The following is a 19,042-nucleotide window of genomic DNA, read 5'->3' as shown; positions in this document are numbered from 1 at the left end:
CTCGCGCGAGACAAGGACCTCACCATGCAGTTCATCCCTCTGACCGACGCCAGCCCCACGATCCAGGCGCATGTACGCACCCTTCGCAATCAGGAAGATGTGCGCAAATACATGTACACCTCGCACGAAATTTCCGAGCAGGAACATGCGAATTGGCTGTCGTCGCTGAAGGGAAATTCTCGTCAGCAGGTGTTTGTGGTGCTCAAGGACGATCTGGCGGTTGGCGTGGTTGCGCTTAATGCAATCAACGCTCAGCAAAAAAGCGCGGACTGGGCGTTTTATCTCGACGTCGATCTGCAGGGCAAGGGGCTAGGCAGCGTGGTGGAGTTCTGGATGCTCGATTACGCGTTTAATGCTGCCGAACTTGAGAAGTTGAATTGTGAAGTGCTCGCGAGCAATTCCGCCGTGGTCAAGATGCACCAGAAGTTCGGCTTTGAAATCGAGGGTGTGCGACGACAGAATGTGGTCAAGGATGGCGTTCGGATCGATGTGGTGTTGTTGGGAATAACCAAGTCCGAGTGGCTGGAGAAGCGACCGGCGTTAATTCGGGTTATTGAGCGAATCAATGCGAGCTGACGCAATTAACGCTTTCCCTGTTCTTTTTAACAAAGAGTTACATCGGCAGTTTAGTGCGTCCGGTATAGTTGTTTTGACTAACCATAACCGGACAAAGCGCAATGCAGTCGTACAACAATCTGGTAGATCCTGAACTGATAAAGATCCGACGGCTGTTCGCAACTCCCTTGGCCAGCATTCAGTACCCCGATGCAGAAAGACTCAACGCACAACTAAAAACCATGATCACCAATCGAATGTTGCAAGATCGCAGCGGTGCGCAACGCAGTAATGAAGGCGGCTGGCAGTCCACGAACGACTTCCCTGATTGGGGTGGTGAAGCCTGTGACAACTTGGTGAAGTTCGCCAAAGAATTCGCTGTTCAACTCACTGCGGTCTATAGCGATCAATACGGATTAACCGAACCAGCTTTCGAATGGAAACTTAACGCTTGGGCGAACGTTAATGAGGCTGGCCACAGCAACTCGCTGCACGGACATCCCGGTGCCTTCTGGTCAGGAGTTTACTGGGTGGACACTGGCGGACGAGAAGATGATCCAACCGTTGGCGGTGATCTGGAGTTTATCGACCCGCGCGGTATGGTTGCGTCAACTTAAAATCCTGCTTTGCGCATGCGAGTCGAAGATTGCATCAGTGCTGGATTCAGCAGTACGTGCGCCGCCAGAAGCGGAACATTCGTTATGTTCCCTTCGTGGCTGATGCATTCAGTGCAACGATTTGCCGGAACCAGGCCGCGGATATCCGTTGCGTTTAATTTCGGTGCTTAACCAGAATTATTTTAAGCACCATGCAAACCTCTCATTCAATCCGCCAGCCAGGCATTTCGCCACGCCAACAGATGTTCGCCTTTGAGCATCCAGTTATCGAGCACCACGCTACGCAGCGCAACTCCGGCCTTGGCGCTGGCATCGGGTTCAGCGAGATGTTCGCGAATCGCCGCAATCCAGGCTTGCGCTTTGTTGCTGACCCTCGTCACCGGCAAGTCGCCGCGATAACAGAGGATGTCCGAGCAGATCACCGGGAAGCCACAGGCGCCATATTCCAACAGCCGTAAATTGCTTTTGCAGGCGTTGAAAAAATTGTCTTTCAGCGGCGCCAGAGCCAGATCGAGGTTCAAGCCGGCCAGTCTTTGTGGGTACTTTTCAATATCCACGCCCCTGTGAAACTCATGGACATAAGGGCGCAGCGCCGGCGGGCACATCCCCATGAACACCCATTCCACCTCCCCTGCCAGTTCACGCACCACTTCGGCAATCACTTGCAGGTCGGCGCTGTGACTCGAACCGCCGGCCCAACCGACCCGAGGCTTGCTGCCATGTTGGCGCTGGCCGACCAGGCCGCTCCACCAATGGCCGGGCAGGCGGTTTTCCACAACTCTGATGTCGGGGTTGAACCCCTGCAGCGCATCGGCCAGCGGCTGGGTCGACACCACCAGCCGATCGCACAGCGCCAAAGCTTTCTTCACGCGCTTGGCGATGTCCCTGGGAAGCACATCATGGTTCAAGTTGCCGGCGGGCACGTCGAGGATATAGTCATCCAGCTCGTACACTTTGAAGGCATTGGATAATGTCTTGGTGTTCTGCATGAACTCCAGGTGCGGCGTTGTGTGTTGCCCCTGGAAAATGATCGTGTCCGGCGCCATGCGCTGCAGTTCTGTCGGTTGCAGCCCCTCTTCGCGCACCGCCCCGCCGATCAATTGCGCGGCTTTCAGCGCAGCGAAGGGCTGACGCACTCGATAATGTCCGCTACCGAAAGAGTCGAGCGGATGGCACAGCAGGTGCGGCAACTCACGACTGGCGAACGGGTGCCAGTCCGTGTCGGTGCGATATTTCGAGGAGAAGCCGCCACCCTCCAGCGTCAGGTTGCGGTTGTAGGCCGGATCGTTGGCGATCTGCGCGAGCCAACGCTGGTACATCACCGACTGTTCGCGCTGGAAGCGCTGGCGCTTGGCATGCTCCTTGTTTTTGTCGACCTTGCTCTGGCTCACGTTGGCTTCGTGAACGACCACTGCATATGGCGTCCAGACAATCAATCGCCCGGCCTGGCCGACTTTCAGGCACAGATCCACGTCGTTAAAGGAAACGGCCAGATCGACCTCGTCCATTCCACCCACTTCACGGTACAGGTCGGTGCTGATCATCATGCAGGCGGCGGTGACCGCGCTGTAGTTCTGATCAAGATGCAAGCGGTGCAGGTAGCCGTTGGACTGCGTCGAGTCGCCGATAAACGGGTGGTCGGCAACGCCACGCAGACCGAGGACCACGCCTGCATGCTGAATAGTCCCGTCGACGAATAACAATTTGGCACCGACGATCCCCACTTCCGGTCGCTGGGCGTGATGGAGCATTGCACCAAGCCAGTCGCCATCAATGATCGCGGTGTCATTGTTGAGCAGCACCAGATATTCGCCACGGGCATGGCTGGCGGCGAAATTGTTGATTGCCGAGTAGTTGAACGGGTGCGGGTAACGCAGGATGCGCACTTTGGCGTCATCCAGCTGCTCCATGCCGCTGAACCAGTCTCGGGCTTCGGCGGTTTCACTGTTGTTGTCGACGATGAGCAGCTCGTAATGGGTATAGCAGGTCTTCTCAATGATACTTTCGATGCAGCGCAGCATCGGCAGGCAGTCCTTGGTGGGAATAAGGATGGACACCAAAGGCTGCTCGGCGTGTTGGTAGATCACACGGTTAGCCATTGGCAAAGGTCCGGCCTGCAGCTCATGAGCCACGCCCAGGCGCAGCAAGTGCGCCTCGACGATGGCCGCCGAATTGGCGATCACCTGGGGTTCTGCGAGCCACTGGGAGAAGCTGATTGTCTGGTGCACCAACACATCGGCGAAGTGCCCGACCGTGCCGAGCCCATGGGTTTCGATCAGCCGAAAAAGCAGATCATGCGGCGCCAGTTCGCTGAAGGCGGGATCGAAGCCATCAACAGCCAGCGCCGCCTCGCGACTGAAAGCCAATGCTCGGCCGACATACGGATAACTGCGCAACATGTCCAGATTCAGATCCGGCTTGAATACCGGGCCCTGGCAGCCGGCCGCGGTCAGGGCGTCCTCATCACTGTAGCAAGCGCTGACACCGGGATTCAGGGCGATGCCTTCGGCGAGTAAAAGCAGCGCGTGGGGATCAAGTTCGTCGCCGCCCCGCAGCAGGTAGCACCAGTCGACGTCGATGCCCTGCAGCAGCTCATTGAGCTGGCTCGGCCAGGATTCAGCCAGCGGCAGCCAGACCAGATTGGCGGCGGGCGTCACCTCGACTGGTTCGGCATTCGAGAGCACCACAATCGCCGCGGCCTTATACAGCTGGCGGTCGATGCTGTTCAAACTGGAACGCAACAATTCAATGTCACCGGTGGTATCGGTCAACACTATCAACACGTCCGGCTGCCGCGGCCAGCTTGCAAGTCGCGCCGGTAACCCTTCCAGCTCGACGGCGGCCAGTTGCCGAGTCGCTAGCCAGCGCTGATAAAGGTCGAGGCTCCGCTGCGCTCGGCCAACATTCGCCAGTACGCCAAAAAATCGATCGAAGACGTGTGCCAGCGTGCCGTCGAGCTGGCCGCGTTCCGTTTCAAAATCTTTGCCCGTCAGTTGCATCCGTTCCAGGGGCGCAAACACTTCAGTGCGCGCAATGAACAGGCTGCCGACAAAAAACTCCGCCTCGTTGATTTCTTGCGGATCAATACCACCACGCTCGGCGAGGGTGACAAGCAACGTGCGATCAATTTCACTAAGAGATCTGGTGACCGGCCGCAAGTATTGTTGAGTACCAACCATTGGTGCATGCACCGGCTCGGCAAGACGTTCAACCGCTCGGCGCAAGCGTACGGGGTTCAGCAGGTCATCGAGCAGCTCAAGGCCCCCTTCTTGCGCCCCGCCCAAGTTCAACGAACGCGCAGTGTGCAGCTTGACCAGCGTGCGGATGTTATCGGCGCGCAAAAACGGCAGCATGCGCAGGAACGGCAAAACGTCCCCCCCAAGATCGGGTACCCGGTATAGCGAATAACTCAATCCGCTGGCCGCCAGTTGAGCATTTACCGCATCGTCACCTTCCGCCACGCAAGTCACGTAGAGATGCAAGCGCTCGGGCAGTTTGAGCAAACGAACCAGAATGTCTTGCAGCACTTCGGGATAATACGCATGGATGACCACGCCGATTGGCTGCTCGCCGTCGTCGAGAGGTGGCTGCTGCGCAACCAGCACTTGGCACTCCTGGACGGGCAAGCGTTCAGAAGCCAGGCGAGCACCTCGGGCGGACGGTGGAGTTTTCATATTCAAACCAATTTAAATAGGGGGCAAAGATAGAACTCGCTGGATGCGACTGCAAATTCGTCGGCGTGCCCAATGACCACCGCAGGTTTGATGTCGGCAGTGGCGGAGTTTACTTAAAAAATACTGCGTTCCAAATGACTTCGGCGGGGGCGAGGTGCCTCTTGCTTGCGGTCAATTTTCTTGAAGTGGATTTCGACGGGCGGGAGTCAGCACGCATGGTCGCTCTGTGGGTTGGAGGATCTCCTTTCAAAACGATTTCTGATAAGGTCGATCGCTGTGAATGTAATGACAAGGAGTCAAGAATGGCAAAGCCGCAAGCCGGAGAAGGACAATTTGCCCTGGCAATATTGGTATGGATTTGGTGAAAAATCTGCGTATCAAGACCAAACTTTTGCGACCACCTTCGTTATGAAGTACCTCTTGATAATCATTCTGGCCGTCCTAGTAGCCGTTCTCTACATTGGCTTTTATGAAAAGATGGAAGATGCCTACCCGGAGAAGGTGTTTTTCATCAAAAAAAGCCCGACATTTCAAATAGAATTTGAAAATAATTTCGCATACGAATCAGATGACAAGAGCCTGGCCGAACTAAGTGAGACGGACAGACAGTCGGTAATTCAGTACTGTAAGTATCGACTAGGCAAAGTTTCAACTCTGCAAAACCAAGTTGAATTGGAGAAGTGCAAGAAAAAATAATACAGCGGGCCTCGTCGGAAAAGCCTACCAAGCGAATCGGGTGACCAGTTCATGATGCGCCAGCGCGCCGCTGGCGCATCATTCTCCACTGCGCAAACTCGACTATCTCGCGGCGCTCGATCCAAGCCTGAGCGACCTGCTTGCGGCCGAAGGTTGGGCTTTCCTGATAAACTCTTTTCCCGTCTCGATTGATCCGTAGCTGCGCCGCGCAAGCCGTCGACTTGTCCTAGCGCTCACGTGATGTGATCGTGCCCGTTTTCCAGTTGGTACATGGCCGGGGTCGGTTGGTACATTGTACCAACCGACCCCGAAAATCACGGAATAATGGGTAAAAACCGCCGTATCAAAGATCAGTACCAATGAATTTCGAAAAACCTGAAGCGCCCGTAAACACTAGCCCATCCCGCTCCGAGCCGTCTCGCCGTTTTAGTGTCGCCCCCATGATGGATTGGACTGACCGCCATTGCCGGTTTTTCCTGCGCATCCTGTCGAAAAATGCCCTGCTCTACACCGAGATGGTCACCACTGGCGCGCTACTCAACGGCGATCACGAACGCTTCCTGCGTCATAGCGATGCCGAGCATCCATTGGCGTTGCAGTTGGGCGGCAGTGTTCCGCTGGACTTGGCCGCGTGCGCACGCATGGCCCAGGAACATGGCTACGATGAGGTCAATCTCAATGTCGGCTGCCCCAGTGACCGGGTGCAGAACAACATGATTGGCGCCTGCCTGATGGCTCATCCGCAATTAGTGGCTGATTGCGTCAAGGCGATGCGTGATGCGGTGTCGATTCCGGTGACGGTGAAGCATCGGATCGGTATTAATGGGCGCGACAGTTACGAAGAACTGTGTGATTTCGTCGGTACGGTGCGCGACGCCGGGTGCACGAGTTTTACCGTGCATGCGCGGATTGCGATTCTCGAGGGGTTGTCGCCGAAGGAGAACCGCGACATTCCACCTCTGCGTTACGACGTGGCGGCGCGGTTGAAGGCAGATTTTCCGGAACTTGAGATCATCCTCAACGGCGGAATCAAGACGATGGAAGCTTGCCACGAGCATTTACAGACTTTCGACGGGGTAATGCTGGGCCGTGAGGCGTATCACAATCCTTATGTGATGGCCGAAGTGGATCAGCAGTTGTTTGGCAGTACGGCGCCGGTGATTACTCGGGCCGAGGCGCTGGCGCAGTTACGGCCTTATATCGCGGCGCACATTGCTGCCGGCGGTTCGATGCATCACATCACGCGCCACGTACTCGGCTTGGGCACCGGTTTTCCGGGGGCGCGCAAGTTTCGCCAGTTGTTGTCGGTGGATATTCACAAGGCCAAGGATCCGCTGGCGTTGCTGGATCAGGCTGCCGAGTTATTGGAAGGCCGCTGATTGATCCCTTGAGCTTGTGGGCAACGAATGAACGTTGCCTGCGGCTGAAAATTCTTTTGATCTACTGACAGGATGTCGTTCGAGTATGCCCGCGTTCAAGTTCACTGGTTTCAAGCGCTTCACTTTCCTCGTTTTGTTCAGCGTCACCTCCAACACTTATGCGCACTGCGACGGTTTCTGCATGGGGCAAACCGAAACACCCTGGGAAGTCACGCAGTTCTCCGGGCTTTCCATTGCCGTGCTGCTGCTCACGCCCTTCTCGGCTACCAATAACACCACCGAAAACTTTAAACGTGTTTACTCCGCCGAGGAGCTCGAAGACGCGCGCCTTTATCTGGCAAGTGACGGCATGCTGCAAGCGGCGTATTTCACGTCAGCCCTGCAGCGTTTTCGTCAGGAGTCGCCAGAAGCACAGCTGAGTGATCTGGCCATCGCCGCACTGATCAGCAGTCAGTGATCACCCCGCCGCTGCCGCCGTCCAGTTCACCCAGCCAAACCCCCACGTCGCCAGAATCAGCAAGCCAAACCCGATCCGGTACCAGGCGAACGCGGCGTAACTGTGGTTAGCAATGAACTTGAGCAAGCCACGCACGGCAATCATCGCGAAAACGAACGCGGTGACAAATCCCAGCGCAAACACCGGCAGATCGCTTTGCTGGAACAGGTCACGGTACTTATAACCAGAGTAAACCGCCGCACCGACCATAGTCGGCATTGCCAGAAAGAACGAGAATTCGGTAGCAGCCTTGCGCGACAGGCCAAACAGTAAACCGCCGATGATGGTTGAGCCGGAGCGCGAAGTGCCCGGGATCATCGCCAGGCACTGTACCAAACCAACCTTCAGCGCATCTGACCAGCGCATGTCGTCGACATGCTCGACGCTCACGACATGCCTGCGCCGCTCGGCCCACAACATCACGATGCCGCCGATCACCAATGCCACGGCAACGGTGATCGGGTTAAACAGGTAGTGATGGATGGTGTCAGCGAACAGCACGCCCAAGACCACGGCAGGCATAAAGGCTATGAGCAAGTTGAGGGTGAAGCGTTGAGCATTACGCTCGGTGGGCAGGCCTTTGACGATTTCGAAGATCTTCGGCCGAAACTCCCAGACAACAGCAAGAATGGCGCCCAATTGAATAATGATATTGAACGCCATGGCGCGCTCGCCGCCGAACTCCAGCAGATCAGCGACAATGATCTGGTGGCCGGTACTTGAGATTGGCAAGAATTCGGTCAGACCTTCCACCGCACCTAAAATCAACACCTGGAAAAAGGTCCAGAAATCCATTAATCCTCCCTCAGAGTGCCCTTGGCGAGCGCCTCGTTTAACCGCACTCAGGAATTGAGTATCTGAAGTAAAACAACCGGATATCGAGATCCATTGCCTGCACAGGCGACGCAGAGTATGTCTTATCAAAACGCACACTCAAGCCATGTTAATAAACGTCCGCCTACGAACTAATCAGGAAAAATTTAAGCAGTTAGTAGATAAAAGTCCGTCGAGCCAATAAAGTGTGATGCATCTCACATTACTTACAGATGGCCAGACAGTGGCAAAAGGACATGAATAAAGCGGTCGCCATCGATTCAAAATAGTGGCACAATTTCACATTGCCACCATCTAAGCCCTCTATTCCAGCTAGTTCACAGTCTCGAGAAAAGCAACTAAAAGCTTGAAAAGCTTAATTATTGTTAGAAAACTCGCGGGCTACGTCTAAAATCCGTCCAAATGTTACCAATTGTCAGTCACAGATGAGAACCGGTGCTTTAACATCCCGATGTCAGCACTTAATTCGAGTCAATGCATGATGCTCTCAGGGAACTTGGCGACTAGAAGTCCGCGCCCGACAAATAACGAACCCGGTGTACTCACTCTGGGCCGTACCCTCGTTGTGGCTGAGCATTTTAGAGCGCTGCTGGCAAAGCACGTGCAGACCGATTTGGCGCTTGAGGTCAGTTCGTACACTAGTTCATATCAGCAGAATGAATACTCCACCTCTTATCGGGCGATCTTTATTGTCATCGACAGCTCTCAGGCACTCGAAGACAATCTCGCGCTGGTGGAAAGCCTGCGTAGTGACAACTTGAAATCCATCATTTGCGCGGTCATCACTGGTCGCGGCGCGGTTAACAAGATCAGGTACTACCTGGCTGGTGCGGACTTTTGTATCAAGCTCAATACCTTGTCCGACGATGACACCGAGTTGCTCGGCGAGTTCTTCAGCAGTGAAGAATGGCAACGCGACATCAGCCTGACGCTCGACCCTACGCGTATCTGCCTGCTTAACGCCAACCAGAAACTCGATATCTCGTTTGCCGAAATGAAGATCCTCGAAGCGTTTGCGCACACCAGTAACCACATTCTCAGCCATGATGAAATCGCCAGTATCATGGGGCTCAATACCAATTTCTACGACCCGAGGGCACTGGAGAAATCCATCAGTCGCTTGCGTGGAAAAATTAAGGAAATGTATGGTACAAACGCGATTCAGAGCATCCGCGGCCATGGCTATCGCCTGCTGCGGGGCCTGATATCGACTGCCTGATCAAGGGCAGCCACCCTTTTGCATACGTACGAAGGATCGTCTGATGCAACCATATAGCTCTCGTAGTACTTCACATCCGTTGATTTCTCAGCAATTGAATGAGCGCAACAACATAACAATAAACTTAACAACATAGCAGCAGAACGAGTGGAATTTATCGAGGGCCATTTTCCGGCCCAGACCCTGCCTGTGGATTACTTCCAAGGAAGTCATTGCTCGCCTGCCGATTTATCTTTTTCGCCAATTTTGGTGCGTACTTTAGGAGAGAGACATGGAAACTAGTACAACCCTCCCAAGAAAATATTTTGTCGTTGTGACCAATAGCACAACGTCGCAACGCGAACTTGAGAGCATCCTGTCCAGCGAACGCTTCAATTCGTTTGGCACCTCTCAGGCACAAATGTTTATTGAAGGTGCTACTTCGCCCTCTTCCGCTCCCATGCTGATGGAGTTCACTTACCCAAGCGGCACAAGGAAAAATGTCGCACGCAGTATTGAACACGATACCCAGCGAATATTGGCAACCCTCGAGGCAGAATGGTTGGCCGCACAAACTGCAAATCCATTCCAGAGCGTTCGCGCAGCAACAGTAGAAGCCGACGGCGCCACTCAAACTGATCAGTGCGACAACTCCTGCACTGAAGCCTGGCATCTCGATAATGATCAAGGCGTACTGGTCAAAGAAGATATCGAGATCAGCCTGACTGGATTGGAAGCCGCGCTGGTCAAGAAGATGCTTCACCATGAAGAGCGTGTTGTCAGTCGCGACGAACTGATCCTCAGCATTGGCCGAGAGCCAGAGCAATATCGCGGACTGGAGATGTGCCTGAGTCGCCTGCAAGACAAATTCAAAGGCGCCAGCAACGGTGAACGACTGTTTCGTGCCGTGAGAAACCGAGGCTATTGCCTGATCCAGGAAGTGGTAGCGTAATAAGCCCTGGCTCCATCTGCAAAACAAACAGACATACAGTGCAACTACAAAAATAAAAAAGCACTCTGTCTGGTTTCATCCTCCTCCTTGATTACACCTCGCTATCCCCGCCCCTCCTACAGTAGCAAATAAACTATTAAATACACCCTCTGCTGCTCGACGTTTTCTAACGCTCGATTATCAGACAAAATTCGATAGTTGCACTTTGCCACCTGTTAGAACTCGTCAGACAGCATCCCCGGCAATAACTTAGTCTATTGACTGACGACAGTTCGGCATATCGACGTTGTTACTCAAGCGCAAACAAAAACAATAAGCCTAATAACAACTCAGACTTCAACTGTCGAAACCTGAATGGAAGTCTTTTGGGGATATCGCATGGATCTCACATTACGTATCAATCGAAACACTGACCTCAAGGGACTTACCTTTTGGGGGCAATGGGCGCTGGCACAGACCTTTATTGTTGCACTCCTGTTCATATTGGCTGAGCAGCACACTGGAACCGTCGCGTTCTATTACCGAATGTGCGCAACGCTGGCGGTATTGGCTTCGGTTCCGGCGTATACCTTCACCGGCGTATACCGCAAACGCGACAACTACCTGACGGGGCTGGGGCGTCTGCTCATGGGCTGGTCGATGACCATGGCCGCATTGGCCTTCATCGCGTTCGTGTGCAAGGCCGATGAGCTGTTTTCGCGGCAGGTGATCCTGAGCTGGGCGGTTTACGGCTTCCTCGGCCAGGCGCTGCTGTACGCACCGCTGCATGCCTTCTCGAAGTTCTACCAGCGCTCTCGCACAAGTGCCCAGAAAACCCTGATCGTCGGCACCGGCGAACTGGCACTGGGGCTCGCGAAAAAGTTGAGCCTGATCGAAGACCTGCCTCTGGTCGGTCTGGTCAGCAACGGCGCCCTGCCGGTTCTGGACGCCGATGCTCCACGCGTTGTCGGCGCTCAGGAAGACTTGCTTGAGCTGATCAAAACCCACGACATCCGTCGTTTGTACATCACCCTCGCCCTGTCTGAAGCCGCCAACATCGAAGCCATGTACGTCGATCTGCTCGGGGCCAACGTGGACGTGGTCTGGGTGCCAGACTTGAACAGTCTGACGCTGCTTAACCACTCGGTGAAAGTCGTGGACGGTCTGCCGGCGATTTACTTGAACGAAAGCCCGCTGACCAGTCGCCCGACCGCAGCACTGAGCAAAAGTCTGGTTGAGAAAAGCGTCGCCCTGCTGGCGGTGATCATGTTGAGCCCGGTGCTGCTGGCAATTGCTCTGGCCGTCAAACTCAACTCGCCAGGCCCGGTGTTCTTCAAGCAGGATCGCCATGGCTGGAACGGCAAAGTGATCAAGGTCTGGAAATTCCGCTCGATGCGCATGCACGATGACCTCGAAGTCAAACAGGCCAGCCGCAACGACTCGCGCATCACCGCGGTAGGTCGCTTCATACGCCGCACTTCGCTGGACGAACTGCCGCAACTGTTCAACGTGCTGCAAGGGCACATGGCACTGGTCGGCCCGCGTCCACATGCCGTGGCGCACAACAACTACTACTCGGGGAAAATCCTCGCCTACATGGCCCGCCACCGAATCAAACCGGGCATCACAGGTCTGGCACAGGTCAACGGTTGCCGAGGCGAGACCGACACCATCGACAAGATGCAAAAGCGTGTTGAAATCGATCTGAAGTACATCAATAACTGGTCGCTGTGGCTGGACCTGAAAATCCTGGTGAAGACACCGTTCACCCTGCTGTCGAAGGACATCTATTGATGGTTTGACCAAGCACAAGGCAACAGCGCAAGGGGACGAAAGTCCCCTTTTTTGTGGGTGGGATTTGGTTGAGGGCGGCTTCTGGACAGAGTGTCAGACCAAGATTGATGTCGGCTGAACCGACGCCATCGCTGGCAAGCCAGCTCCCACAGTTTTGATATCCACCCGAAAACCGCACTTCGCTTCTCACCACTCAACACAATGAGCGTTAGCTCGAGTGCAGCTTTTGATCTCAAGCGCCCGTCGGCAGGCTGAGTGGAGGGATTGATCCGGGGGTGGGAGCGCAGCGACCGTTTGGCGCAGCCAAACACATCGAGAGGAGGTGCAGCGCAGCAAACCGGAGGCGATGCCCCCGTATCGATCCCGGAGCGAAGGAACCCGAGCCCCAGCGAGGGCCGAACGTCAGGGATACAGCGTTTTGGTTACTTTTGGGCGTTTGCAAAAGTGACCCGCCGTCAGGGCGGAACCAAAAGCAGCCATCACCGCAGCAACGGATATGTACTCAATCAAAAAACCCCGCCCAAGCCAATCACTCAGTAATCTTGCCAAAGTTGCGATAAAACATATCGTCCTCACGACTATCAGTCATCGCATGCAACTGGTAGCCGCGGTTAAGCCTCGCACCACCGTCACGAGTCAAAGGCGCCCAAACCAGGTTGGCCCGGCGCATAGTCGACATGCTCATCAATTCGTCGAACGGAATCGACAGATAAATACCTTTATCGAAGCTACCTTCACCATATTCCGCACTGCTCGCTGAAGTGATGGTCGCCCAGGCACCAAAGCGCACGCCGTTGGAAAACTCGCGCGAGATATCCAGCGTGCCGCCCCAGTCACCGGCCAGATAACGCCCGACGCTCAGAGCCGCAAGCGTGTCGTACGGCAAATCGGTGTAGCCGGTGATATGCCCGGTCACCACCGAGTAATCCCGCAGACCAAAACCCTGATCAAATTCGCGCTGACGCACGTAGTTCAGATCTGCACCCACCGACCAACGCGCGCCGGTCGGACGGAACAACACCTCGCCCCCGACGCCGGCGAACATCGATTCCAGATAACCGCCGTACACCATCCCGTACAAGTCCTTATCCAACTGCTCGGCGTGACTGACCTGAAACAGCGGCATGGTCACTTCGGAAGTGGTCAGGTACTTGCGCACATCGGTGCGCACACGCGGCAGGCCGCTCGGCGCGTCGTACACGAACTTGTCGAAGTTATTGATGATGTTGGCACTGAGCAGACCGCTCCACCAGGTGTTGCGGTTGAAGCGATACTCGGCATCCGCGTCGGCACTGAATTGATAGAGCAAGCCATCCGGGCCGCCAACGTTTTGCTTGAAGCCCAACCCGACGCCGTAGCTGAATGGCTGCGCGGTCTGGGTGTAGAGGGTTTTCTCGTTGTGCGGCATCGCCGGGTTGACCTCGGTGGTGCGGTGCAACGACTGCAGCGGTTCCTCGTTGTTGATCACCTCGCGAAAGGTCTGGCGCGGCACACTGGTTTCTTCCAGAGGTAAGTCGTAGCGCTTGTTGACCAAGGTGAACCAGTCGATATCGTCATTGACGCTGTTATCCAGAATCCGGCTCGCGCGGCCCACTGCTTTCGCCGAATGGAAGTAGCGCTGCTGCTCGCCATACACGAACAACTCCGAGCCGCGCTGGCTGATGCGCTCGACCTTGTAACCGGCATTTTGCTGCAGACGCTGCGACACCTCGGCCCAATTCACCTGATCCATCGGCGTGGTTGGGGCCTTCGCCGGCAGCGGTTCGGCCGGTGGATCGAAGGTCTTGGCCGGCGCTTTGCGGGTGGCGAAATTAGTGTGAAAAGTCACGCCGAACATCGCCGTGTTGCCGCGCTCCCACGCCGCGCTGACGTCGATCGAATCGCTGACTTTGAACATCGCGCCAAAGTTGATCGGCGAGTCCTGCTCGATCACGTTGTCCTTCGGTTCGTGTTTGTAATCGTTGCCTTCGAATTCAAGCTTGAGGCTGAGGCGATCCCAGGGCGTCTGATAACTCACACCGCCAAAGAAAGAAGGTTTGCCGCGAAAGTACGAGCCGGAGTTGACGTCACCGGTGCCTTCGAGGGCGGGTCGGGTATCGAAGCGATCACTGACATAGCCCAACGGGTTGTCCATGTCGCCGCGATTGCCCAGGTAACCCCAGGCAATACCGGCGCTGAAATCGAAGTTGTCGTAGCGTTTATTGGCGACGAAATACTCACTGGAGAACAAACCTGTACCACCGATATCGCGGAAGCCCAGTGCCACGTCGGGCAGCCAATGGCTTTCCTGCCACAGCCGGACCTTGGCATCGACCGCCTTATCCTTATAGCTTTGGCTGCCGCTCAGCGACTCCGGGCCGTAAGGCCGGTTGGTGATCGCGGTGTAGCGAAACGAGCCTTCGAGCCAGTCCAGCGGCTGCAATGAAACGCTGTAGCGACTGTAGGGATCGGTGCGGTTGGCGTTCACGCTCAACTCGCCGGCGGGTGCCATGCGCGCCGTCGGCGTCTGCAACAGGCCAGCGCCGCCGAAGTCATTCTGGGTAATTCGCGGCTCGGCATGCGCCAGACCACACGGCAATAACAACACAGCTGCAAAACGTAACTTCAACGAACCACCTCGGCCAGCTGCGTGGCAATAAATTCGGCCAACTGCTGATTCAATTCAGGGAGAGGCGGATCAAGATCATCATTTTTCAGCGGCACCAGAATCTTGCTGCCGGCTACCGGAATCTGCCCGCTCTCGCGATTCCAGTGGGCAATGCCGACCCGTCGCACGACGCCGTTGGGCTGGATCAGCCACAGGTAATCGGCATCTGCATCTTCGGTCAGCGTGGTGCAGCCTTGCAGGTATTCACGGGCTTCTTGCGTCGGCTGATACGGCAAGTGGCACGGCTCGGCGACCGCGCCGAACACTTCAACTTCATCGACTCGTTTCGGGTAGATCAGGCGATCGCCATCGTCGAGGCGAATGTTGCGCGCGAAGCCGACTTCGATTGCGACCGGATCCAGATCAGCCACCTGACGCCCGGTAACCGGCATCTGCCTGACCTCCTGCGCCACGCGCTCAGCCAGCGCTACCCGGCTCGGCCGGTCGAACAGCGCGGACATGCGCGCCAACACCTCAAGATCGAACAGCACGCCGACCTTGAGCCTGGTCTGCTGCTCAAGCAACGACTGGCGCAGCAACACGCCCGCCAACCAATACGCTTCGGCATTCGGCACGGCCACGCTGATTACATCGGTCAAACGCCCGCCCGCCGGCAGTTCAACTGGCCCGGGATTGGCGACATCGCCGCTGACTATTACCGCCGCCTGACTCACACCAGTGATCAATAGCAGGCATGCCGACAGAACCCTGAGGCGCTTCACCGAGCAGGCCTGCGATCAGGCGTCAATTGCACAATCCTGACGCGCAGTTGCGCGGTCAGTTGCTGCTCGCTTTGCAAAATGAATCCGTCCACCGGATCGACCCAATAACGATTGGTCGCACTCAGGCCGATGGCCGGGGCGTCAATCTGCTCATCGACACGTAGCACGCGATATTCCTTGTTGAGGATTTCCAGGGTTTCCAGAGATTTGCGCGAGAAGCGGCTATTGAGCTGCACGCCGACTTGCTGGCCCTGGTAGAGATCGATCCAGCGCTGGCTGGTGTAGCCATCGGTGACGTGTTGCAGGCCGGTTTTGAACGGCGAATCTGCCGATAACCGCGTGCCGTCCAGATCGCCCTCAAGCCCCAGACCGATGCTGCGCACCGCGAGGCCGTCGCGCATCAGCAACACCTGCTTGCCGGAGGCGACCCAGAACTGCAGGTCGTCGCGCTCGCGCACCAAAGCCAACACCCCGGAGCCGGATGGCGTGGTCAGTTTGATTTGCGCGAATTCAACCTTGGCCACTTCGGCCGCCGACACATCCAGATCATCCGGGCCGATCACTGCCGATTTGAGGTTGTTCAGCGACGCGCTCATCAGTGGATTGCAGCCACACAACAGCAGAGCCGCGATCAGGCAGGCGCCAACTTTTAACGTCTTCACAGTCGGGCCTTATTTGCTGTTGTTGGTGAATTCGCTCCAGTTCTTCGCAGCGGAAGCCCCGGTGCCGACAATCGACGCCGACGGCACCAATTGGCTAATGAAGCGGTTCCAGCGCGTGACGTTGGCCGGCCCGACGTAGACCACGTCCTGCGGGCGTACTTCGAAGTGCGTGGCGAGCACCATGGCGGCCGGCGATTCAGCCTCCAGGTGATAGATTTTTGCCGGTTCCACGTCGAGGTTTTCCACACCGCGAATCACGTACACGGCGTTACCGTTGGAGCTGGTCTGGCTCAAGCCGCCGACCGAACCAAGCACATCCGAGAGGTTCATCGTGGCAGTCTTGAAGCTCAATGCGCGCGGCTGATTGACCTCGCCCATCACATAAATGCGTTTGTTGTCGTTGTACGGCAGATACAGCTGATCGCCACCCTTGAGGAAGACGTTTTGCAGCTCGGAATCCTGCTGATTGAGGGTGTCCAGATTCAGCGCAAACGTGCGCCCGTTGCGCGTCAGCAGCAGCCCGGACAAGTCAGCATTGTTGGTATCGATACCGGCCGAACCGAGGGCTTCGACCACACTCAGCGGGTTGGTCGAAATCGCTTGCGGGCCGGCCTTGGCCACCGCGCCGGAGACAACGATTTTCTGACTGGCGAAGCGCAACACGGCGACATCCACTTGCGGCTCGGCAATGAACGCCGACAGTCGTTGTTCGATGTCCGAGCGCAGTTGCTGGATGGTTTTGCCAGCGGCCTGCACTTCTTTGATGAACGGGTAATACAGCGTGCCATCGGAACGCACCAGACGGCCGTTGGCATCGATCTGCTGCTGCGCGCCGGACGGTGCGGTCAGCTCGGGGTGATCCCAGACCGTGATGTACAACACGTCGTTGTTGCCGATGCGGTACTCGGCCGGCGTGGCCAGCAACTCCTGCGGCACCGACTCACGCTTCTGCGTGGCGCGGTTCATCGAGATCAACTTGGGCGTGATCGGAATCAGCTCGACCCGACTGCTTTCACTGGCGCCCTGGCGCGTGATGTCCCGGGTGCTCAGGTATTGACCTGGGGAAAACATGCAACCTTGTAAAGCGATACTTGCCAACATCAAAAGATAAAAACTACGAGTCATAATGGCACTACGCTATTCAAGGGCGAATCCAAAAACAAAGTCACCCGACTTGCGCCGGGCGACCTTGTACTGCATCTACAGCGTGTTTCTGTTAGTTGTGCGTGCCGGTTGTACCGGTGGTACCCGTCGTACCGGTGGTACCGCCGTTTGCACTGCCACCACTGTTGGACGCCGCTACTGCACTGGCAACCATTGCAGTACTGGCTGCAGGGGCTTGGGAAGCCGCTACATTACCTGCAACATTGGTCACTGCTGTAAGCGGCGCTTCAGCGGCGGCTGCCCAGTTGCTCAACATCGACAACAGGGCGACTGCCATTACCTTCTTCATATCAACTCCTTTCTAACATCCAGCCTGAACATCGGGCATTCCGTTAGAGATCGTAGAGTTCAAGTGCGCTAAAAATGCGCACAAGATCCGTTGTCCATTCACAGTTTTACCTGACAGCTAAATGTCGAACGGCAGGTTATATCTACGGACTTGCAATATGCATTGCCAGTGTATTTTCCCGACGTTATCTAACAACCTGACTGAAACTAACATTGAGTCAAAATGATGTTACACAGCAGCAAAACGACATCATCCGAGATAACCCTTCGGATGATTCGACTGCCAGCGCCAAGTGTCGGTCATCATTTGCTGCAAGCTGCGCGTGGCTTTCCAGCCTAGCTCTTGCGCAGCTTTCGACGGGTCCGCATAACTTTCAGCAACGTCACCGGAACGGCGCGGCATCATGCGAAACGGCACGGGCTGTCCGCAGGCTTCCTCAAACGCGCGCAGCACTTGCAGCACGCTGTAGCCGTCGCCGGTGCCGAGATTCCAGGTATGCACGCCGCTGCGTTCGGAGATCGACTGAAGGGCCTTCAGATGTCCGTCCGCCAGATCAACGACGTGGATGTAATCACGAATGCCGGTGCCGTCGAGGGTCGGGTAATCGTCGCCGAAGATCGACAACTCTTGCAGGCTGCCGACCGCGACCTGGCTGATGTATGGCACCAGATTGTTCGGGATGCCATTCGGGTCTTCGCCCATCTGCCCGCTGTCATGCGCGCCGATCGGGTTGAAGTAGCGCAGCAAAGCGATGCTCCAGCGCGGCTCGGCTAGGCTCAAGTCGCGCAGGACGTTTTCGACAATCAGCTTGGACTGCCCGTAAGGATTGGTCGGATTGCCGGTCGGGAAATCCTCGCGAATCGGCATCTGCTCCGGCGCGCCGTAGACCGTGGCCGACGAGCTGAACACCAGCCGATACACGCCGGCCGCGGCCATCGCCTGGCACAGGGTGATGCTGCCGCTGACGTTGGTTTCGTAATACTCGAGCGGCTTGCGCACGCTCTCGCCGACAGCCTTGAGCCCGGCGAAGTGCAGCACCGCGTCGATTGCATGCTCACGGAAAATCCGGTCGAGCAAGGCTCGGTCGCAGACATCGCCGCGAATCATCAGCGCACTTTTGCCGCAAATGGCTTCGACCGCGTGCAGGGCCGCATCGCTGCTGTTGCAAAGATTATCCAGAACAACAACTTCATAGCCCGCTTCAAGTAGCGCGAGTGTGGTGTGCGAGCCGATATAGCCGGCGCCACCGGTTACCAGAATCTTCATAGCGCGGTCCATAGAGGAGAAACTGCCAAGTAGCGTGTCAAGCCTCATCCATGTAATGTGTGTCGTACTTCACACAACAAGGCGACAACAACCGAAAACAAAAACAGTTCAATCACTG

Annotated in this window: 15 protein-coding genes and 2 pseudogenes; 8 read left to right on the top strand and 9 right to left on the bottom strand. The window is 56.1% G+C overall.

Annotated elements, in window-relative coordinates:
- The first annotated feature begins 24 nt into the window (after positions 1-24).
- Together pseH and ACOI8A_RS18415 are read left to right on the top strand one after the other, a co-directional pair.
- Positions 25-576 (top strand): UDP-4-amino-4,6-dideoxy-N-acetyl-beta-L-altrosamine N-acetyltransferase, encoded by a 552-nt coding sequence (pseH, locus tag ACOI8A_RS18420; RefSeq protein ID WP_420650221.1) that lies wholly within the window; start codon positions 25-27, stop codon positions 574-576.
- Positions 577-677: 101 nt separating this feature from the next.
- Positions 678-1,343: pseudogene (locus ACOI8A_RS18415) on the top strand (TIGR02466 family protein).
- A gap of 35 nt (positions 1,344-1,378) precedes the next feature.
- On the opposite strand, the gene ACOI8A_RS18410 reads toward ACOI8A_RS18415, so the two are convergent.
- Positions 1,379-4,846, bottom strand: a complete 3,468-nt coding sequence (locus tag ACOI8A_RS18410) for a glycosyltransferase (protein ID WP_420651435.1) — start codon at positions 4,844-4,846, stop codon at positions 1,379-1,381.
- Between the two features lie 285 nt (positions 4,847-5,131).
- Between ACOI8A_RS18410 and ACOI8A_RS18405 the strand changes: the two genes are divergently transcribed.
- Positions 5,132-5,542, top strand: coding sequence for a hypothetical protein (locus ACOI8A_RS18405; RefSeq protein WP_420651441.1), 411 nt, complete (start codon positions 5,132-5,134; stop codon positions 5,540-5,542).
- A gap of 106 nt (positions 5,543-5,648) precedes the next feature.
- Here the strand turns inward: ACOI8A_RS18405 and ACOI8A_RS18400 are convergent.
- Positions 5,649-5,835: pseudogene (locus tag ACOI8A_RS18400) on the bottom strand (site-specific integrase); the annotation flags it as partial.
- A 66-nt stretch (positions 5,836-5,901) separates the two neighbouring features.
- On the opposite strand from ACOI8A_RS18400, the gene dusA reads away from it, so the two are divergent.
- Positions 5,902-6,921 (top strand): tRNA dihydrouridine(20/20a) synthase DusA, encoded by a 1,020-nt coding sequence (dusA, locus tag ACOI8A_RS18395; RefSeq protein WP_420651434.1) that lies wholly within the window; start codon positions 5,902-5,904, stop codon positions 6,919-6,921.
- 85 nt (positions 6,922-7,006) lie between these two features.
- Positions 7,007-7,378, top strand: a complete 372-nt coding sequence (locus ACOI8A_RS18390) for a DUF2388 domain-containing protein (protein WP_420650691.1) — start codon at positions 7,007-7,009, stop codon at positions 7,376-7,378.
- Here the strand turns inward: ACOI8A_RS18390 and ACOI8A_RS18385 are convergent, their stop codons facing one another.
- Positions 7,379-8,212 (bottom strand): undecaprenyl-diphosphate phosphatase, encoded by an 834-nt coding sequence (locus ACOI8A_RS18385; protein WP_420650690.1) that lies wholly within the window; start codon positions 8,210-8,212, stop codon positions 7,379-7,381.
- A gap of 517 nt (positions 8,213-8,729) precedes the next feature.
- Here ACOI8A_RS18385 and ACOI8A_RS18380 point away from each other — a divergent pair.
- The 3 genes from ACOI8A_RS18380 to ACOI8A_RS18370 all read left to right on the top strand — a co-directional run bounded on the left by ACOI8A_RS18380 (position 8,730) and on the right by ACOI8A_RS18370 (position 12,174).
- On the top strand, positions 8,730-9,470 hold the full coding sequence (locus ACOI8A_RS18380; RefSeq protein ID WP_420650689.1) for a winged helix-turn-helix domain-containing protein: 741 nt from the start codon (positions 8,730-8,732) through the stop codon (positions 9,468-9,470).
- Between the two features lie 271 nt (positions 9,471-9,741).
- Positions 9,742-10,401: a helix-turn-helix domain-containing protein gene (locus ACOI8A_RS18375; RefSeq protein WP_420650688.1), complete on the top strand. Its 660-nt coding sequence runs from the start codon at positions 9,742-9,744 to the stop codon at positions 10,399-10,401.
- Positions 10,402-10,779: 378 nt separating this feature from the next.
- Positions 10,780-12,174 carry an undecaprenyl-phosphate glucose phosphotransferase gene (locus tag ACOI8A_RS18370; protein WP_420650687.1) on the top strand — a complete coding sequence of 465 codons (1,395 nt, stop codon included), beginning with the start codon at positions 10,780-10,782 and terminating at the stop codon, positions 12,172-12,174.
- Positions 12,175-12,703: 529 nt separating this feature from the next.
- On the opposite strand, the gene ACOI8A_RS18365 is transcribed toward ACOI8A_RS18370, so the two are convergent.
- The 6 genes from ACOI8A_RS18365 to galE form a co-directional block, all read right to left on the bottom strand.
- Positions 12,704-14,782, bottom strand: a complete 2,079-nt coding sequence (locus ACOI8A_RS18365) for a YjbH domain-containing protein (RefSeq protein ID WP_420650686.1) — start codon at positions 14,780-14,782, stop codon at positions 12,704-12,706.
- A complete protein-coding gene (locus ACOI8A_RS18360; RefSeq protein WP_420650685.1) occupies positions 14,779-15,543 on the bottom strand; it encodes a capsule biosynthesis GfcC family protein in 765 nt (254 codons plus the stop codon). Before ACOI8A_RS18360 ends, ACOI8A_RS18365 begins: the two co-directional genes overlap by 4 nt.
- A complete protein-coding gene (locus ACOI8A_RS18355; RefSeq protein WP_420650684.1) occupies positions 15,540-16,205 on the bottom strand; it encodes a YjbF family lipoprotein in 666 nt (221 codons plus the stop codon). Before ACOI8A_RS18355 ends, ACOI8A_RS18360 begins: the two co-directional genes overlap by 4 nt.
- Before the next feature lie 9 nt (positions 16,206-16,214).
- Complete coding sequence (locus tag ACOI8A_RS18350) at positions 16,215-17,276, bottom strand: polysaccharide biosynthesis/export family protein (RefSeq protein WP_420650683.1); 1,062 nt, start codon at positions 17,274-17,276, stop codon at positions 16,215-16,217.
- Between the two features lie 145 nt (positions 17,277-17,421).
- A complete protein-coding gene (locus ACOI8A_RS18345; RefSeq protein ID WP_420650682.1) occupies positions 17,422-17,658 on the bottom strand; it encodes a hypothetical protein in 237 nt (78 codons plus the stop codon).
- A gap of 249 nt (positions 17,659-17,907) precedes the next feature.
- Positions 17,908-18,924, bottom strand: coding sequence for a UDP-glucose 4-epimerase GalE (gene galE / locus ACOI8A_RS18340; protein WP_420650681.1), 1,017 nt, complete (start codon positions 18,922-18,924; stop codon positions 17,908-17,910).
- Between the last annotated feature and the right edge of the window lie 118 nt (positions 18,925-19,042).

The organism is Pseudomonas sp. P4795 (assembly GCF_048822895.1).
GTDB lineage: Bacteria > Pseudomonadota > Gammaproteobacteria > Pseudomonadales > Pseudomonadaceae > Aquipseudomonas.
This window is presented reverse-complemented; position numbering and strand designations above follow the sequence as displayed.